Below are 17,548 nucleotides of genomic sequence, written 5' to 3'. Positions count from 1 at the left end.
GGACGCCGAAGCGTCCCTTGCAACTCTGTTAGCGGCTGACACATGCAGCCTGTTCACTGGTGGTGGTGAGGGTGCTCTTCAGCGATCAGGTGAGCGCAGGCTCCGCCTGGGGTACGTCGATGCTTTCGAGAAGCGAGTCGTGAGAAGCGGCAGCCGCGAGCGCGTCGTTCTCGGCCTGGATTCGTCCGAGCTCGGATTCCAGGTCCTGGACGCGCTGCTGGAGCCGTCGCATCTCGGCAATGAGTCGCGGGTCGGAGCCGCCGACGTAACCGAGAAGCGCCTTTGCCATGATGGATGGTCCTCCACACTGAGTGACCGACCGAAGCGGTGTGGGTCGTGAGGGAATCGCACCCGCGATGCTTGGCGATCTTGTGTTCTTACTGCCGCTCTTACATGCCAAACAGCTAAGGTGCGCGGGGACTTTCAGCGTCTCACCAAAAAGTTTGACGGTCAACACGATCACGCCCCGTATTGGGGGGCACCCCTCAGCGCGCGGCCTGGGAACGGGCGGCGCAACCTCTGTGTCGGGGCCTCTGGGGCGTGGAGATCATCCTTGTCGGCGGAGCCTGCCACGAGTGGTGGTTTCTTGGCAACCACCTGGTGCTTTCTCTCCGGGACGGGTACCCGGCGCACGTCCCGCGCTCACCTCGAAGAGGGCCGCGACCGCCGCCGCCGAGTGGATCTCACCGGATGGCGAAGCCGTCGTAGCCGCCACGGGGCGTGTCCCAGATCTCAGTGACTCCGTCGACCCTGCCCGGCGTGTCGTCTCCCGCGAGCCACTCCAGCAACCCCTGACACCCCTCGCGGGGACCCTCCGCGACCACCTGGACCCGTCCGTCCTCCAAATTGAGAGCAAAACCACTCAGCCCGCCGATCTCCAGGGCCCGGGCTCGCGTGTACCAGCGGAAACCCACCCCTTGCACGCGCCCGCGTACCCAGGCGACCAGCCTCGTATGCTCACTCATGGCTGCACGCTAACCGGCCAATTGCTCTCTGAGCACTTCCACCCCTTGCGCCATGGGGTACCGTCCCGACCCAATGAGCCTCACTCGTTCGGGTGAGGAACGTTGACCGCAAGGATGAGGAAGGCCAGGAGATGGGACGCCACCGACGCTCCGCCGCCGGCCGCGCCGCCACAGGCCGCGCCACCGGGGTCACAGATACGTACGAGACGTACACGGGCGGCCACGCGACGGATGACGCGAGCCAGTACGTGGGCCCGGGCGACTATCCGAGCCTGGGCGACTACGCCACCGCGGGTGACCACCGCACCGCCGGGGACTACCTGACCGGCGGCCCCTACTCGACCGCCGGGATGTACGACTCGCCGGGCGGCATCCACGAGACGGGTGACCTCTACTCGAAGAGCGACGCCTACCTCTTCACCGGGGACGAGCCCGCCGGTCACGCGTCGGGCGACTACACACCCGACCGGGGTGCCCGGCGAGGGGGCCAGCGCCGCCGCAGGAAGGGCGCGACGCCCGTACGCACCGGTCTGCTCGGTGTCTCGGCCGCCGTCGCGATGGGTGCCGTCGCCGTCGCCTCCGGGGTGATACCGGGCAGCGACTCCCTCTCGATCGGGGGCGGCGGCGCGGACAAGGTGCGCGCCCAGGACACCCCGAGCGACGTGGAGACCCAGGGCGGCACGAACGGTTCCGCGGACGACCGCGTGGACTCGGGCACGAGCCGCGACCTGGAGCGCTCTCCCTCTCCGTCGGTCTCACCGACGAAGGCTCCGGAGAAGGCCGCGAAGAAGCCCTCCGCGAAGCCGTCGACGAAGGCTCCGGCCACCGAGGAGTCGAAGACGGAGGAGCCTGTCGCCAAGGCTCCCGCGCCGAAGGCTCCCGAGACGACTCCGTCGAAGGCGGCGTCCACGCCGTCCACGGCCGAGGCCGCGGTCCTCTCGCTGGTCAACGACGAGCGGGCCAAGGCGGGCTGCAGCCCGGTGACCGCGTCCAGCTCGCTGGCCGCGCTGGCCGAGTCCTTCAGCGAGGACATGGCCGCACGGGACTTCTTCGACCACACGGACCCGGACGGGGCCTCCCCCTGGGACCGGGCGGAGAAGCTCGGCATAGCGAACCTCGGCGGCGAGAACATCGCCCGCGGCCAGGCCGACGCCGCCGCGGTGATGGAGGCCTGGATGAACAGCCCCGGCCACCGCGCGAACATCCTGAACTGCGACTTCAAGACCCTGGGTGTCGGCGCGCACTTCGCGTCGGGCGGCCCCTGGTGGACGCAGGACTTCGGCTACTAGCCAGGACGTACGTACAGAGGCGTGCACTAACTTCTGGTTAGTGCACGCTTTTGGTCAGCGCTGCCTGGGAGTACGCTCACCGCGTGGACCTCACCGATACGCCGGACCTCGCGTACGACGTGTTCTCCAAGGCCTGCCCTTCCAGAGGCACCCTTGAGCACATCACCGGGCGCTGGGGCGCGCTCACGCTGGGGGCGCTGGCCGCTCTGCCCGAGGGATCGCTCCGCTTCAACGAACTGCGCCGGCGCGTCGACGGCGTGAGCGAGAAGATGCTCTCCCAGACCCTGCACGCGCTGGAACGCGACGGGCTGGTGCACCGGGACGCACAGCCGACGAACCCGCCGCGGGTGGACTACGAGCTGACGCCGCTGGGCCGCGAGGTCGCCGGACGGCTGCTGGCCCTCATCCACTACATGGAGGGGCGCATGGACGAGGTGCTGGAGGCGCGTGAGCGCTACGACACCGCGCGCGGCGGACGCTGACAGCTCGGGCAGAAGTAGCTGGACCGGTTCATCCAGGGCCTGCGCCGCATCACGGTGCCGCAGCGCCGGCACGGCTCGCCCTCCCGCCCGTACGCGTCGAGTGAGCGGTCGAAGTAGCCCGACTCACCGTTCACGTTGACGTAGAGGCTGTCGAAGCTGGTGCCGCCGACGGCGAGCGCCGCGTTCATCACATCTCGTACGTGGCCCAGCAGTTCGGCCGTGCGCGGGCGCGTGAACCCGGTGGTGGGGCGCTCATAGTGCAGTCGCGCGCGCCACAGCGCCTCGTCCGCGTAGATGTTGCCGACACCGCTGATCAACGACTGGTCGAGCAGGGCGCGTTTGACGGTCGTGCGCCGGCGCCGCAGCGCCTCGTGGAACGCGTCGTCGTCGAACAGCGGGTCCAGGGGGTCGCGCGCGATGTGCGCGATGACGTCGGGGAGTCCGTCGGGCGAGGTCTCGTGCAGGGAGAGTCCGCCGAAGGTGCGCTGGTCGACGAAGCGGAGTTCCGTGCCGAGGTCGTCCTCGAAGCGGACGCGGATGCGCAGGTGCTTCTCGTCGGCCGCGTCCTGCGGCTGGACGAGGAGCTGTCCGCTCATGCCGAGGTGCGCGAGCACGGCGGTCGCGGAGTCCGCGAGCGGCAGCCAGAGGTACTTGCCTCGGCGCTGGACCAGTCCGACGCGGTGCCCTTTGAGGCGGGCGCCGAAGTCCTCGCCGCCGGCGATGTGGCGGCGGACGGCGCGGGGGTGCAGGACCTGGGTGTCCGCGACGATTCGGCCGCTCACCCAGCGTTCGAGGCCTCGTCGTACGACCTCGACCTCGGGCAGTTCTGGCACGGGCTCCTCCGGAGGGGGCGGTTCCATATTCGGGTGCGGGTGGGTGGGGGCTGGTCGCGCCGTTCCCCGCGCCCCTTGAAGGCCAAAGACTGCACCGTTCCCCGCGCCCCCGGGAGAGAAAAGACTTTGCCCGCCCCCGTTGGTCGGGGGCAGGCAAAGGGGTGGGGTCAGGCTGAAGCCGGGTCGGTCGTGGTCGGGGAGGAGGCGTCGGGCGTCTCCTCATCGACTGGGGCCGTCGGGGCTTCCAGCTCGGCGGCTGCAGCCGCCGCGGCACGCTCGTCCGCGGCGGAACGGATGGCCCGCCAGGCGGACTCCGCGGCCTGCTGCTCCGCTTCCTTCTTGCTGCGGCCGGTGCCGGTGCCGTACGAGACGCCTCCGACGCGGGCAGCAGCTGTGAAGGTCTTCTCGTGGTCGGGGCCGGTCTCGGTGACCAGGTACTCGGGAACCCCGAGCCCCTCGGTCGCCGTGAGTTCCTGGAGACTGGTCTTCCAGTCCAGGCCCGCACCCAGATTCGAGGATTTCTCGATCAGGGGATCGAAGAGACGGTGGACGAGTTCGCCCGCCGCGTCCAGACCCTGGTCGAGATAGACAGCGCCGATCACCGCTTCAAGGGTGTCGGCGAGGATGGACGCCTTGTCCCGGCCACCTGTGCCCTCTTCGCCCCGGCCGAGCCGGATGAAGGAGCCGAGGTCGAGCTCACGGCCCACCTCCGCAAGCGCACGCGAATTGACCACCGCGGCCCGCAACTTGGCCAGCTGGCCTTCGGGCAGGTCGGGGTGGGTGGTGTACAGCGTGTCCGTGACCACGAGGCCGAGTACGGAGTCCCCGAGGAACTCCAGACGCTCGTTGGTCGGCAGACCGCCGTTCTCGTACGCGTACGAACGGTGGGTCAGTGCACGCACCAGAAGGGCGGACTCAAGTTTGTACCCGAGCCGCCCTTCCAGAAGGGTGTGGGACGAGGCTGTGTTCTCCGCCTTTTTCTTGGCGCTTACTTCCGCCTTGGCGTCGTCCGCCTTCTTGGGGCTAGACACAGTGCCTCTCACCAGCCGCTCAGACCTCGAGGACCTGGCGCTTGTTGTAGGTGCCACAAGCAGGGCACGCGATGTGCTGCAGCTTGGGCTCGTGGCAGCGCTCGCACGCAACCAGGTTGGGGACCGCAGCCTTCCACTGCGACCGGCGGTGGCGCGTGTTGCTGCGCGACATCTTCCGCTTCGGAACAGCCACGGCTACTTCTCCTGCTTCTTGTCGGCGTGCGCTGATGGAAGCGCGCCGCCGCCCAACTCGTCCTTCTCGCCATCTTCGAGTGAACCGGCGAGTCCTTGCAGTGCCGCCCAACGGATGTCGACGGCGTCATGATGGTGGTCCGGGTCGTCCGCGAGCCGGGCTCCACACTCGGAGCACAGGCCGGGGCAGTCGTCCTGGCACACCGGCTGCATCGGCAGTGCGAGCACCACCGCATCACGCAGCACGGGTTCGAGGTCGAACAGACCGTCCTCGATGAAGAGCGTGTCCTCGTCGTCCTCGGCGTCGTCGGCCGGCTCCGCTTTCACACGGCCCCGGTCGTCGGCGTCAGGGTACGAGAACATCTCCTGGAAATCCGTTTCGAGCTGCTGCTCGACCGGCTCCAGACACCTTACGCACTCCCCCTTGGCCAGTGCATGGGCGGTGCCTGTGACAAGCACCCCTTCCATGACCGACTCAAGTCGGAGGTCGAGCTTCACCGGGGCGCCTTCCGGCACTCCGATGACTCCCTGCAGACCGAGGTCCTTGGGAGCGTCGATCTCACGGGTCAGGCGCTGCAGCGCACCGGGACGCCGCCCCAGCTCGTGTGTGTCGAACACGAGAGGGTTGCGGTGGTCGAGGCGGGCGTTCAGAGCCATTCCTGCTTTCGATCTCGAAACTCGGGGTACTGCCCTCGGTGGTTCCCGGGCAGCGGTGATCGCGGACGTGCACACGACCGAAGAGCCAGGATACTGGACCTTTCGCTCTCGGCCCAATCCGGTGCCCGCACCCCTGCGAGGGCCCCCGCCTGGCCTCCGCCGGGCCTCCGGTCAGCGCCCCTGTTCGTACGCCCGCAGCTGCTCCGCGCTGATCATGGTGGTGTCGAAGAGACTGGTCTCGTCGAGCGCGTTCTCCTGCGGCTGGGGCGTCTGGGGCGGCTGGGCGTACGCCTGCTGCTGCCCGCTCTGGTCGTACGCGGCCTGCTGGTCGTAACCCTGCTGCGGGTAGGCGGCGTACGGGTCGGCGTTCTGCTGGTAGCCGTACCCGTCGTGCTGCGCGTACTGCTGCTGTTGCTGGTAGCCGTACGGGTCGGCGGGCTGCTGCTGGTAGGCGTAGGCGTCCTGCTGCCCGTACTGCTGCTGGTGGGGCAGCTCCGCCGGGGGCCGGGGCTGGTCGGCGGTCCGGGGCCTGGCGGCCTGCTCGGGGATCTCCGCGAGGCCGTCCAGGTACTCGGCGTCGGTGGTGTGCTGTCCGGTCGTCCCGTCCTCGCCGAAGGCGCCCAGGTCGCTCAGGTCGTCGCTGGCGATGCGGCCGTGCAGCTTCTGCCGGCCGCGGCCGACGGCGTCCAGGGTCTTGGCTAGGACGGCCTCGAAGGCGCCGAGCTTGACGTCGACGTACTGGTCGGCGTTGTGGCGCAGGGTCTCCGGGTCGAGGCTGCGCTCGGGGGCGTCCTCGTCCTCGTAGCCCTGCTCGTCGGTGCCGGGCCCGGTGCCGAGGAGCTTCTCGCGACCGCGGCCGACCGAACCGAGGGTCTTGGTGAGCACGACCTCGAAGTTGGCGAGCTTGGAGTCGACGTACTCGTCGGCCTCGGCGCGGACGTCCTCGGCCTCCTTGCGGGCCTCGGCCAGGATCCGGTCGGCCTCGTTCTGCGAGCGGCGGGCGACCTCGGTGTCGGAGATCAGCGAGCCGCGCTCGGCGTGCGCGGACTCGACAATCCGCTCGGCCTCCAGCCGGGCCTGCTCGACCATCTGTTCGCGGCCACCGATCAGTTCCTCGGCCTGGGCGAGAGAGCCGGGCAGCGCCTGGCGTACCTCTTCGAGCAGGGAGAGCAGCTCGGTGCGGTTGACCACGCACGAGGCCGACATGGGCATCGAGCGGGCGTTGCCGACCGCCGAGACGATCTCATCGAGCTTCTTCTGCACGTCCACCGTGTGCTCGCCACTCTCTACAACCGTGATGGAGACGGACGGTTCGACTGTACGACCACTCCCGCCCCGCACGACACCGGACGGCGGACTTGCTCAGTCCTTCCTGAGGCGTTCCGTGAGTGCCCCGAGGACCAGCGGCGGGACCAGGTGGGAGACGTCTCCGCCCCAGGTCGCGACCTCCTTGACCAGCGAGGAGGAGAGGAAGCTGTAGGTGGGGTTGGTCGGCACGAAGAGGGTCTCGACGCCGGAGAGGCCGTTGTTCATCTGGGCCATCTGCAGCTCGTAGTCGAAGTCGCTGACCGCGCGCAGGCCCTTCACGATGGCCGGGATGTCGCGCTCCTTGCAGAAGTCGACGAGGAGGCCGTGGAAGGACTCCACCTCGACGTTCCCGAATTCCGCCGTGACCTGGCGGATCAGGTCGATGCGCTCCTCGATCTCGAAGAGGCCCTTCTTGGACTGGTTGATCATCACCGCGACGTGCACGACGTCGTACAGCCTGGACGCTCTGGCGATGATGTCGAGATGTCCGTTGGTAATCGGGTCGAACGACCCGGGACAGACGGCGCGGCGCACTTCAGATCCCTCGCTCTCCGGTCCGGTCATCGTGCGTCTTCGCACGTAGAGGCGGCGCGACCGTACCAAAACGTTCCCTCGCCGTAGCGACGGGAGCGCAGTGCGTCAAAGCCGTCCGGCCATCGGAATTCGCCGCCTCTTGTACTGCGTTCAACGGTGACGAGCGCTTCGCCCGCGAGCCAGCCCCCCGCACGGAGTGTGAGCAGGATCTCGCGAAGATCGTCGTCCGTGACGGCGTACGGCGGATCGAGGAACACCAGGTCGTACGGGGCTTCCGGGACGCCGGTACGGATGATCTGTTCCGCTTTGCCGGACCTCACCTCGGCGCCGGGCAGGCCGAGCGATTTCACGTTCTCGCGGATCGTGCGGGCGGCGCGGGCGTCGGCCTCGACGAGCAGGGTGTGTCCGGCGCCGCGGCTCAGTGCCTCCAGGCCGATGGCGCCCGAGCCGGCGTACAGGTCGAGGACGCGGTCGCCTTCGAGGGGGCCGCCGAGCAGGGACCGCCAGGTGGAGAAGAGACCCTCACGGGCGCGGTCGGAGGTGGGCCTTGTGCCGGTGCCGGGCGGGACCGCGAGGCGTCTTCCGCCTGCGACGCCTGCGATCACACGGGTCATGTGGGGTCCTTGTCGGCGTTGTCGGCCTTGCCGGAGGGGGTGGTCACGGGTCCAGTCTGGCAGGTGGGGGGTGGTTCGCCCGGTGGGCGGCTGCGGGTGGGTGGGGGCCGGCCGCGCCCTGCGGCGGAGCCGCCTGTGTCACAGCCCCGCGCCCCTTGGGAGCGGGGCTGCGCCCCTGCTTTCGGGGTTGTCCGTCGGGTGCGGGCCGGTCGTGGCTTGTCGCGCCGTTCCCCGCGCCCGCGAAAGGCCGGCTTCGCCGTGCCTTTCGTCATACCCGGCTGGGGGGCGGGGTCGGTCTCTGCCTTTTCAGCCTGTCCGGCGTTTGAGGACGAGGCCGTTCAGGCCGATGCGGGGGGCCGGGGGCGCAGCCCCCGGGGACGGCGGCTGTCAGCCCTTGTCCAGGTACTGCTCCCGTTCCTCGTCCAGCAGCGCCTGGAGCGCCGTACGCAGGCCGGGGAGGTTGTCGAGGTCAGGGTCGGCGGCCACCACGGCGGTCGCCTCCTCGCGGGCCTCGGCGATGATTTCCTCGTCCTCGATGACCGTGAGCATCCGCAGGGACGTGCGGGCCCCGGACTGGGCCTGGCCCAGGACATCGCCCTCGCGTCGCTGTTCGAGGTCGATGCGGGAGAGCTCGAAGCCGTCGAGGGTGGACGCCACCGAGGTAAGCCGCTGCCGGGCCGGACTCGCCTCCGGCATCTCGGTGACGAGCAGGCACAGGCCCGCGGCGGAGCCACGGCCGACCCGGCCGCGCAGCTGGTGAAGCTGGGAGACGCCGAACCGGTCGGCGTCCATGATCACCATCGCGGTCGCGTTCGGCACGTTCACCCCGACCTCGATGACCGTCGTGGCGACCAGGACGTGCGTCTCCCCGGCGGTGAAGCGGCGCATCACCGCGTCCTTGTCGTCCGGGGGCATCCGGCCGTGCAGCACTTCGACCTTGAGGCCCTGGAGCGGGCCCCTGGCGAGCTGGTCGGCGACCTCCAGGACGGCGAGGGGCGGGCGCTTCTCGGCCTCGTCCTCGGGCGACGGCTTCTTCTTCGACTTCTTCGGGTCTTCGTCCTCGTCGCCGATGCGGGGGCAGACCACGTACGCCTGATGGCCGTTCGACACTTCCTCCCGCACGCGCTCCCACGCGCGCGAAAGGAAGTGGGGCTTGTCCGCGGCCGGGACGACATGGCTGGCGATGGGCGAGCGCCCGGCGGGGAGCTGGTCCAGGACCGAGGTGTCCAGGTCACCGAAGACGGTCATGGCGACCGTGCGCGGGATGGGCGTGGCGGTCATCACCAGCAGGTGCGGGGGCTGTTTGCCCTTGCCGCGCAGGGCGTCGCGCTGCTCGACGCCGAACCGGTGCTGTTCGTCCACCACGACCAGGCCCAGGTCGTGGAACTGCACCTTGTCCTCGATCAGCGCGTGTGTGCCGATGACGAGCCCGGCCTCGCCGGTGACCAGGTCGAGGAGCGCCTGCCGGCGGCCGGCCGCGCCCATGGAGCCGGTGAGCAGCACCACCTTCGTGGAGTCGTCGGCCCCGCCGAGCATCCCGCCCTCGGCCAGCTCCCCCATCATCTCGGTGATCGACCGGTGGTGCTGCTGGGCGAGCACCTCGGTGGGGGCGAGCATCGCGGCCTGCCCGCCCGCGTCGACCACGGCGAGCATCGCGCGCAGCGCCACCATCGTCTTTCCGGAACCCACCTCCCCCTGCAGCAGCCGGTGCATCGGGTGCTCGGTGGCCAGGTCGTCGAAGATCTCCTTGGAGACCTTCCGCTGGCCGTCGGTGAGGGTGAAGGGGAGCTTCGCGTCGAAGGCTGTCAGGAGGCCGTCCTGCTTGGGTTTCCTTGCCACCGCGGGTAGTTGGGAGTCCGCGTGGCGGCGGCGGGCCAGGGCCACCTGGAGGACGAAGGCCTCGTCCCACTTGAGGCGGGCGCGCGCGTCCTCGATGTCCGCCTTGGTGTGCGGGCGGTGGATCTTGAGGAGGGCTTCCGGCAGGGCGACCAGGCTCCGGCCCGCCCTCAGCTGCTCGGGCAGCGGGTCGACGGCCTCCTGGACGCTCGGCAGCACCGTCTGCACCGCCTTGGCGATCTTCCAGGACTCCAGCTTGGCGGTGGCGGGGTAGAGCGGGATCAGCGCTCCGGCCCAGGTGTCCACGGTCTCGTCCGCGTCCTCCCCGCGCAGTGGCTCGTACGCCGGATGGGCCAGCTGGAGGCGGTGGTTGAAGACGGAGACCTTGCCGGAGAACAGCGCGCGGGTGCCGGGGAGGAGGTCCTTGTGGGGCTTGTGCACGCCGTTGCCGAAGAAGACCAGCTTGAGCTGGCCGCTGCCGTCCGTGATGGTCACTTCGAGGCGCTGCCCCTTGCCGCGGGGCGCCTTGGCCGAGGCGAACGTGAGCAGGCGGGCGTCGGCGACCTGGGCGACCACCGTCACGTGCTCGTCCATGGGCAGGTCGGCGAGGTGGGTGAGCTGCCCGCGCTCCTCGTATCTGCGCGGATAGTGGTGCAGCAGGTCGCCGACGGTGTGCAGGCCGAGATGCTCGGCCATCACCTTCGCGGTGGCGGGTCCGAGCACCTTCTTCAGTGGTTCTTCGAGCGCGGGCACGAGATCCATTGCACACCACACCACTGACATTGCCGTATACGTACTGGAAATCCCCTGGTCAGACGGCTCGTTCCGGCCCTAGGATGTCCGGCTCCGGCACTGTTCGCGGTCGCCTCGTCACGGACCGCCCGACCCCGCGCCGTCGCACGTCCCCCCACCGGCGCAGCGACGATGGACTCCCAGATCTCACAGCCGTCCCAGGCATCCCAGTCACCTCACACGTTCCAGGTCGACCTGCGCGGCCTCGTGGACCTTCTCTCCCACCACCTCTACTCCAGTCCCAAGGTCTATCTGCGCGAACTGCTGCAGAACGCCGTGGACGCGATCACCGCCCGGCGCGCCGAGCAGCCGGACGCGCCCGCCCTGGTGCGGCTGTTCGCCGAGGACGGCACCCTGCGCGTGGAGGACTCCGGGATCGGGCTCACCGAGGAGGACGTGCACAGCCTCCTGGCGACCATCGGCCGCAGCTCCAAGCGGGCCGAGGGCCTGGAGTCGGCCCGTTCCGACTTCCTGGGCCAGTTCGGCATCGGCCTGCTCGCCTGCTTCGTGGTCGCCGAGCGCATCCGGGTGGTCAGCCGCAGCGCGCGTACGCCCGACGCGCCGCCCGTGGAGTGGACGGCGGCCGACGACGGCTCGTACCGGGTCCGTACGCTGCCGCCCGAGGCCCGTGCCGAACCGGGCACCACCGTGTACCTGGAGGCCCGTCCGGGCGCCGCCGACTGGCTGGCCGAGGAGCGGGTGCTGTCGCTGGCCCGGGACTTCGGTTCGCTGCTGCCGTACGACGTCCGCGTGGGCGACGAGACGGTGACGGATCTGCCGGCGCCCTGGGACCGCTCCTACCCCGGTCCGGCCGCCCGGCGGGCCGCGCTGGCCCGGCACTGCCACGACCTGTTCGGGTTCACACCCCTGGACTCGATCGAGCTGAACGTGCCGCTGGCCGGGATCCGCGGCGTGGCGTACGTGCTGCCGTCCGCGGTCAGCCCCGCCCGGCGCGCCGGCCACCGCGTACACCTGAAGGGCATGCTGCTCACCGAGCGGGCCGAACAGCTGCTGCCCGACTGGGCGTTCTTCGTGCGCTGTGTCCTGGACACGGACAGCCTGCGGCCCACCGCGTCCCGGGAGTCGCTGTACGAGGACGAGACCCTGGCGGGCGTACGGGAGGCACTGGGTGAGCGGATACGGGCCTGGCTGACGGGGCTCGCGGCCGGTGACCCGGAGCGCCTTGCCGCCTTCCTGTCGGTGCACCACCTGGGGGTGAAGTCCCTGGCGCGGCACGACGGCGAGATGCTGCGCACGATGCTGCCGTGGCTGCCGTTCGAGACCACCGACGGACGGGTGTCCCTGGAGGAGTTCGCCCAGCGGCATCCGGTGGTGCACTTCACGCGGACCGTGGAGGAGTACCGGCAGGTCGCGCAGATCGCGTCCGCGCAGGGCGTGGGGGTCGTCAACGGCGGCTACACGTACGACACCGAACTCGTCGAGGCGCTGCCCTCCGTGCGCCCGGGGACGGTCGTCGCGGAGCTGGACGCCGACACGGTGACCGCCCATCTGGACGCGGTCGACCCGGCGGTGGAGCTGGCCCTGTCGGCCTTCCTGGGGGCCGCGCGGGCGAAACTCGACCCCCTGGGGTGCGATGTCGTCCTACGGGCCTTCCATCCGCTCTCCGTGCCCGCGCTGCACCTGGACGACCGGGCGACCCGCCACGAGCGGGCACGCGCGGACGCCGAGGAACAGGCCGACGACCTGTGGGCGGGCATCCTCGGCTCGCTGCGCGGCAGCGCCCCGCGCGCGCGGCTGGTGCTCAACCACCTGAACCCGCTGATCCGGCGGATCGGTTCGCTCGACGACCGGGAGCTGATCGGCACGGCTACGGAGTCGCTGTACGGACAGGCCCTGCTGATGGCCCAGCGACCGCTGCGGCCCGCGGACTCGGCGCTGCTGAACCGCGCGTTCATGGGCCTCCTGGAGTGGGCCACCCACGACAACCCCCCGGAGGAGGGCCACCGATGAGCCGCCCTGTGGACAAGCACATGGACTTCGACGCGCTGCGCCGGGCGATGCAGGAGAACTACGAGCAGCCGGAGGGCCCCGCCCGCAACGCGCGCGCCGAGCAGCTGCTCGGCGAGGCAGAGAAGCTGGACATCCCGCTCGCCGTGATCGAGGCGCTGGGCCACCAGCTGAAGGTCTACAACTACAGCTCCGAGAAGGACCGGATGTTCGTCCCCTTCGCGCGCCTGCTGCGCATGTGGGACGAACGGCCCGAGGACTTCGACGAGTACGAGGTCCACTCCCTGCACTGGGTCTTCAAATGGGTGTCCTCCGGGATGCTCGGCCAGCCGCACATACCGCTCACCTCCATCGAGAAGTGGCTCGGCGAGATGGAGCACCGCTACCGCCTCGCCGGTCACTCCGAACGGGCCGTGCGCGCCGCCGAGTTCACCGTGGCCCGGGAGGTCGGGGACCTGGGGCGGGCCGAGCGCGCGTACACGGCGTGGCTCGCCGCGGACCGGGACCGGATGGCCGACTGCCACGCCTGCGAACTGCACGACCAGGGCGGCTGGCGGGCGGAGCGGGGCGCGGACGCCGAGGCCCTCGATCTGTGGCGGCCTGTCCTGGAGGGCGAGTACACCTGCGCCCACGAACCGCACGCCGTCCTCGCGTCCTCGCTGCTGCCCCTGCTGCGCCTCGGCCGTACGGATGAGGCACGCGCCCACCACTTGCGCGGTCTCCGGCTGGTGCGGTCCATGGAGAGCATGCGCGGCGCGTACGCGGACCACGTGGAGTTCTGCGTGCTGAGCGGCAACGAGGCACGTGCCCTGGAGCTGCTCGCGGAGCGGCCCTCGTACTTCACGGACAGCGGGGAGCCGCGCAGCCGCATGGACTTCCTGGCCGTGGTCGCCCTGCTGGCGGACCGGCTGACCTCTCTGGGGCTCGGCACCCGGACCGTGCCGGGTCCGGCGGGGCGCACCTGGACGGCGGACGAACTCGCCGCCCACGCGCGCGTGGAGGCCCTTTCCCTGGCCGGGCGCTTCGACGCACGCAACGGCACGACGCGGGTGAGCGAGCGTGTCCGCCGGCGCATGGACCGGCAGCCGCTGGTGGACCGCCTGCCGCTGGGGGTACGGGCGGCGGTGCGGACGGGTGTCGCCACCGCTCCCGTGCGGTCGGTTCCGGTGCCGGCTCCCGTCGCCGGCGTGGGGCCGGAGCTGCCCGCGCTGTCCGCGCTGCTCGCCGAGGCCCGGCGGCTCTCCGCGTCGCTGCGTCCGGAGTCCGTCGCGGCCTGGGCGGCGGTCGCCGAGGCCGTCGAAGTTGTCGGGGCCGTCGGGGAGCAGGAGCTGACTCCTCGCGACCGTGCGGAGATGACCGACCACGAGGCGATGGGTCTCGGCCCGGAGGGCGTGGAACTGTTCGCCCGGGCGGCCCAGTTGTACGAGGACGCGGGCGACCCGGGTGAGGCGCTGGCGGCACGCGCGCGTGGAGCGTACGTGCTGGCCCTGTCCGGCCGGAGCGAGGAGGCACTGGCCGCGGTCTCGGAACCGTACGAGCTGGTGCTCGCGCTGTTCGCGGAGGGCGCGACCGGGCTTCGGCAGGCCGCTTCCGTGCTGGTCGGGCGGGCCCGGATTCTGTTGCACCGGGTGCACGAGGCGGCGGGGACGAACGGGCTGACCGGTGGCTCGGGGAGCGGGTCGAAGGCCTCGGCCGCCGCCGGGGCCGCCGCCCGGGAGTTGCTGGCCCTCGCCGGGCCGGGCGCCGGGGACGATCCTCTGGTCGCCTCGCGGGCCGCGGAGGCACAGGCGATGCTCGGCGAGCTCGCGGCGCTCTCCGGAGACGCGGAGAAGGCCGCTGAGCTGCTCACGGGGGCCTCGGAGGCGTTCGTCGCGGCCGGGGTGCCGTGGTTCGCGGCGGAGTACGAGGCCCGGCTGACCGGGCTCGCCCGCCATCTGGGCGACGCCGAGGCGGCCGAGCGGGCGGCCAGGGCGGCGCTGGAGCACGGGGCGCCCTTCATGGAGGCGACCGGGCAGGCCCAGCTGCATCTCCAGCTGGCCGAGATACTCGGCGCCACGGGGCGGTTCGGGCCCGCGGTGGACCACGCCCTGGAGGCGTCACACTGGGCCGACGAGGGCGGCGAGAGTGCCACGCTGGGCGCCTGGGCGCGGCATCAGCTGGGCGGCTTCCTGCTGCGCCGGGAGCGGTGGGCGGAGGCCGCGGAGGTCTTGGAGTCGGCGCTGTCGGAACTGAGCGCGGACACGCACGGCGACGCGGCGGTCGTGCAGACCCGGTGGTGGCTCGGCGACTGTCTCACCGAGCTCGGCGAGCACCGCGAGGCCGCCGAGCACTGGCTCCGGGCGGCCGACGTCGCCCGGCGGTGGCCCGAACAGCAGGACCACGCGACGCTCGCGCACCTCGCCGCGGAGGCGCTCGGGCAGGCGGGGCTGCTTCCTGATGCGGAGCTGGCCTATGAGCGCGCCGGGGATCTGTGGGCGACCCTCGGGAACGTCCACGGGCTGGTCCGGTCGTTGCGGGCCCGTGCGTGGCTCGCTGTGCGCGGGCGGGCCGGCGGGGGCCTTGAGGACGCCAGGGACGCCATGGACGCCGGGGCACCGGAGGGTGTGGGGGTCGATGTGGCGCGGGAGTTGATGGGGCGGGCTGTCGTTGCGTGCCAGGCGGGTGTGTCCGGGGACGGGGAGGCGGCTCGCGAGTCGCTCGTCGCCGAACTCGCGCATACGCATCGGCAGTTCGGTGACCTGGTCGCCCGTTCCGTGCCCGACGACGCCGAGGACGAGGCGATCCGCGCGCTGTTCGAGGAGGCGCTGACCCATCTCGCACTGGCCGTCTCCGGGTTCCTCTCGCTCGGTGAGGACGCCCTCCATGACCGGACGGGTGCGCAGCTTGCCGCCGGGTGGCTGGAGGCGGATCTTGAGCGGCCGGAGGGGGCGGCTGGGCGGGCCCGCGCCGTCGTTGACGCGTACGCCGGCGCTGGCGCTGGCTCTGACGAGGTCGTGGTGGTTCGGCTTGCCGAGGCGGAGCGGTTGTTGCGGGCGACGGGAGGGGGCTGAGCGTCGAGTGCCGGGTGCGGGTGCGTTGTGGCTGTTCGCGCCGTTCCCCGCGCCCCTTACAGGGGCCGCCGATACGTTGCCCGTGCTCGCGGCGGTCCCCATGGCCCTCGGGGAACGGTGCGGGTGCGTTGTGGCTGTTCGCGCCGTTCCCCGCGCCCCTTACGGGGCCGTGCGCTGTGGCTGTTGCGTAGAGCTTTGGTGGGGGCGGTCCCTCTGGGGGGCGGGTGTTTACTCCACGCCGATCAACAGGAGTGCTCCCTGGCGGCCGCCCCGGTATACCACTGTGTCCACGGCCAGGTAGGACTCGCGGACCCGGGATTCCAGGTGGTCGGCGATCGTGTCGGGGGCCTCGTCGCCCAGGACCAGGGTGACCATCTCGCCGCCCGCCGAGAGCATGCGGTTCAGGACCGACTCGGCGATGGCCGTGACGTCGGAGCCGATCACGGCCACGTCGCCGTCGATGAGGCCGAGGACGTCGCCGGCCTGGCAGATGCCGGCCATGGTCCAGGACTGGCGTTCCGCGACCTCCACCTCGGCGTACCGGGTCGCGCCCGCCGCCGAGGTCATCGCGACCACGTCCTCGTCGAAGCGCCGCTCGGGCTCGTGCACGGCGAGCGCGGCGATCCCCTGCACCGCCGAGCGCGTGGGGATCAGCGCGACCCGTACGCCCTCGGTGCGGGCCTGCTCGGCCGCCGCGGCGGCCGTGTGACGCAGCTCGGCGTCGTTCGGCAGCAGGACGACCTCCAGGGCGTGGGCCCGCCGTACCGCGTCCACGAGTTCTCCGCTGGCCGGCGGCTCCCCGGGGCGCGCGAGGACCGTGGTGGCCCCCGCCTCGGCGTAGAGCCGCGCGAGGCCCTCCCCGGGGACGACGGCCACGACCGCCCGCTGTGCCCTCTCCCGGACCGGCCGGACCGTCGAGCCGGTGGTGTGCGCGTCGGCCGGCCCGAAGTGCGTGATCCGGATCCGGTGCGGCCGGCCGGCCTCGACCCCCGCCTCCACGGCCGCGCCCGCGTCGTCGACGTGCACATGCACGTTCCACAGCCCGTCCCCGCCGACCACGACGAGCGAGTCCCCGAGCGCGTCGAGCCGGTCGCGCAGCCGCGCCACGGCCGCGTCGTCCGCCTCCAGGAGGTAGATCACCTCGAACTCGGGGCCGGCCTCCTCCTGCTCCGGAGCGGGACCGCCGTCCGCACACTCCCCGAGTTCCACCCCCTCCACGCGCGCGTGGGACGCGAGTACCGGGACCGCCCCCACCGCGGGGACCTCGCCGGTGAGCGTCTCCACCAGCGCCCCCAGCACGGCCACCAGTCCCCGTCCGCCCGCGTCGACCACTCCGGCCCGTTCCAGGACAGGCAGCTGTCCGGGGGTCGCCGCGAGCGCCGCCCGCGCGCCCTCGTACGCGGCCCACGCGACCACCGCGCAGTTCCCCTCTGCGCCCGAGGCCGCGTCGGCGGCGGCCGAGGCGACCGTGAGGACCGTGCCCTCCACCGGGTGCGCGACGGCCTGCCTGGCCGCGTCGGCCGCGTGCCGCAGGGCGAGCCGCAGGCCCGGGCCGTCGGTCCGTCCGGTACCCGTGTCCGCGGCGAGTACCTGGGCCATGCCCCGCAGGAGCTGCGCGAGGATCGTCCCCGAGTTGCCCCGCGCCCCGATGAGCGCGCCGTGCGCCATGGCCCGTACCGCGTCGGCGAGTGTGGGCGGCTCGATCCCCGGTCCGTCGGGTGTGGTGCCGACGACGGACATCGCCGCGTGCGCCGCGAAGACCGCCTCGACCGCCGCGGCCGCCGACTCGACGGTCAGATAGAGGTTGGTGCCGGTGTCCCCGTCGGCGACGGGATAGACATTGATCGCGTCGATCTCCTCGCGCGCACGGCCGAGGGCCTCCAGCGCGAGTCCGCACCAGGCGCGTACCGCGGATGCGTCCAGTGTCTGCGGCACCTGCGGCACCTGCGCCTCCTTGAGCAGCCGGTCTGAGCGGCCGGACCGAGCGGCCGAACGTC

The 17,548-nt window shown here is 71.5% G+C and carries 15 protein-coding genes; 4 read left to right on the top strand and 11 right to left on the bottom strand.

What is annotated here, in order from left to right; genetic code table 11:
- Positions 1 to 85: 85 nt before the first annotated feature.
- Together ACH4DZ_RS37755 and ACH4DZ_RS37750 are read right to left on the bottom strand one after the other, a co-directional pair.
- Entirely contained in the window at positions 86 to 289 is a 204-nt protein-coding gene (locus ACH4DZ_RS37755) for a hypothetical protein (RefSeq protein WP_107021972.1), read from the bottom strand.
- Between the two features lie 394 nt (positions 290 to 683).
- The gene (locus ACH4DZ_RS37750) at positions 684 to 965 is read right to left on the bottom strand and encodes an acylphosphatase (protein ID WP_398293081.1); all 282 of its coding nucleotides are present in this window, start codon (positions 963 to 965) and stop codon (positions 684 to 686) included.
- A gap of 131 nt (positions 966 to 1,096) precedes the next feature.
- On the opposite strand from ACH4DZ_RS37750, the gene ACH4DZ_RS37745 reads away from it, so the two are divergent.
- Positions 1,097 to 2,254: a CAP domain-containing protein gene (locus ACH4DZ_RS37745; protein WP_398293079.1), complete on the top strand. Its 1,158-nt coding sequence runs from the start codon at positions 1,097 to 1,099 to the stop codon at positions 2,252 to 2,254.
- Between the two features lie 83 nt (positions 2,255 to 2,337).
- A complete protein-coding gene (locus tag ACH4DZ_RS37740; RefSeq protein ID WP_398293077.1) occupies positions 2,338 to 2,736 on the top strand; it encodes a winged helix-turn-helix transcriptional regulator in 399 nt (132 codons plus the stop codon).
- Here the strand turns inward: ACH4DZ_RS37740 and mutM are convergent.
- The 8 genes from mutM to recG all read right to left on the bottom strand — a co-directional run bounded on the left by mutM (position 2,709) and on the right by recG (position 10,503).
- Complete coding sequence (mutM, locus tag ACH4DZ_RS37735) at positions 2,709 to 3,569, bottom strand: bifunctional DNA-formamidopyrimidine glycosylase/DNA-(apurinic or apyrimidinic site) lyase (RefSeq protein ID WP_398293074.1); 861 nt, start codon at positions 3,567 to 3,569, stop codon at positions 2,709 to 2,711. The genes ACH4DZ_RS37740 and mutM overlap by 28 nt on opposite strands.
- Positions 3,570 to 3,736: 167 nt before the next feature.
- Positions 3,737 to 4,612 (bottom strand): ribonuclease III, encoded by an 876-nt coding sequence (gene rnc, locus ACH4DZ_RS37730; protein WP_398293072.1) that lies wholly within the window; start codon positions 4,610 to 4,612, stop codon positions 3,737 to 3,739.
- A gap of 7 nt (positions 4,613 to 4,619) precedes the next feature.
- Positions 4,620 to 4,793, bottom strand: a complete 174-nt coding sequence (rpmF, locus tag ACH4DZ_RS37725) for a 50S ribosomal protein L32 (protein WP_033321093.1) — start codon at positions 4,791 to 4,793, stop codon at positions 4,620 to 4,622.
- 2 nt (positions 4,794 to 4,795) lie between these two features.
- Complete coding sequence (locus ACH4DZ_RS37720) at positions 4,796 to 5,449, bottom strand: YceD family protein (RefSeq protein WP_398293070.1); 654 nt, start codon at positions 5,447 to 5,449, stop codon at positions 4,796 to 4,798.
- A gap of 171 nt (positions 5,450 to 5,620) precedes the next feature.
- Positions 5,621 to 6,718, bottom strand: a complete 1,098-nt coding sequence (locus ACH4DZ_RS37715) for an ATP synthase F0 subunit B (RefSeq protein ID WP_398293069.1) — start codon at positions 6,716 to 6,718, stop codon at positions 5,621 to 5,623.
- Positions 6,719 to 6,811: 93 nt separating this feature from the next.
- Positions 6,812 to 7,291 (bottom strand): pantetheine-phosphate adenylyltransferase, encoded by a 480-nt coding sequence (gene coaD / locus ACH4DZ_RS37710; RefSeq protein ID WP_398293319.1) that lies wholly within the window; start codon positions 7,289 to 7,291, stop codon positions 6,812 to 6,814.
- A gap of 26 nt (positions 7,292 to 7,317) precedes the next feature.
- Positions 7,318 to 7,905 (bottom strand): 16S rRNA (guanine(966)-N(2))-methyltransferase RsmD, encoded by a 588-nt coding sequence (gene rsmD, locus ACH4DZ_RS37705; RefSeq protein ID WP_398293067.1) that lies wholly within the window; start codon positions 7,903 to 7,905, stop codon positions 7,318 to 7,320.
- A gap of 387 nt (positions 7,906 to 8,292) precedes the next feature.
- Positions 8,293 to 10,503, bottom strand: a complete 2,211-nt coding sequence (gene recG / locus ACH4DZ_RS37700; RefSeq protein ID WP_398293065.1) for an ATP-dependent DNA helicase RecG — start codon at positions 10,501 to 10,503, stop codon at positions 8,293 to 8,295.
- 162 nt (positions 10,504 to 10,665) lie between these two features.
- Here recG and ACH4DZ_RS37695 point away from each other — a divergent pair, with 162 nt between their 5' ends.
- Complete coding sequence (locus ACH4DZ_RS37695) at positions 10,666 to 12,504, top strand: HSP90 family protein (protein WP_398293063.1); 1,839 nt, start codon at positions 10,666 to 10,668, stop codon at positions 12,502 to 12,504.
- Positions 12,501 to 15,551, top strand: a complete 3,051-nt coding sequence (locus tag ACH4DZ_RS37690) for a tetratricopeptide repeat protein (protein ID WP_398293061.1) — start codon at positions 12,501 to 12,503, stop codon at positions 15,549 to 15,551. The genes ACH4DZ_RS37695 and ACH4DZ_RS37690 overlap by 4 nt, the downstream gene beginning before the upstream one ends.
- Positions 15,552 to 15,779: 228 nt before the next feature.
- On the opposite strand, the gene ACH4DZ_RS37685 is transcribed toward ACH4DZ_RS37690, so the two are convergent.
- A complete protein-coding gene (locus ACH4DZ_RS37685; protein ID WP_398293059.1) occupies positions 15,780 to 17,495 on the bottom strand; it encodes a DAK2 domain-containing protein in 1,716 nt (571 codons plus the stop codon).
- Positions 17,496 to 17,548: the final 53 nt, after the last annotated feature.

The organism is Streptomyces sp. NPDC017991 (assembly GCF_044328075.1).
GTDB lineage: Bacteria > Actinomycetota > Actinomycetes > Streptomycetales > Streptomycetaceae > Streptomyces.
Note: the sequence above shows the minus strand (reverse complement) of the source record. Positions and strands in the feature narration are given on the sequence as shown.

Bases quoted from the DNA above. Each gene is read 5' to 3' on its own strand.
- ACH4DZ_RS37755 (WP_107021972.1), bottom strand. From the start codon at position 289: ATGGCAAAGGCGCTTCTCGGTTACGTCGGCGGCTCCGACCCGCGACTC.
- ACH4DZ_RS37750 (WP_398293081.1), bottom strand. From the start codon at position 965: ATGAGTGAGCATACGAGGCTGGTCGCCTGGGTACGCGGGCGCGTGCAA.
- ACH4DZ_RS37745 (WP_398293079.1), top strand. From the start codon at position 1,097: ATGGGACGCCACCGACGCTCCGCCGCCGGCCGCGCCGCCACAGGCCGC.
- ACH4DZ_RS37720 (WP_398293070.1), bottom strand. From the start codon at position 5,449: ATGGCTCTGAACGCCCGCCTCGACCACCGCAACCCTCTCGTGTTCGAC.
- rsmD (WP_398293067.1), bottom strand. From the start codon at position 7,905: ATGACCCGTGTGATCGCAGGCGTCGCAGGCGGAAGACGCCTCGCGGTC.
- recG (WP_398293065.1), bottom strand. From the start codon at position 10,503: ATGGATCTCGTGCCCGCGCTCGAAGAACCACTGAAGAAGGTGCTCGGA.
- ACH4DZ_RS37695 (WP_398293063.1), top strand. From the start codon at position 10,666: ATGGACTCCCAGATCTCACAGCCGTCCCAGGCATCCCAGTCACCTCAC.
- ACH4DZ_RS37690 (WP_398293061.1), top strand. From the start codon at position 12,501: ATGAGCCGCCCTGTGGACAAGCACATGGACTTCGACGCGCTGCGCCGG.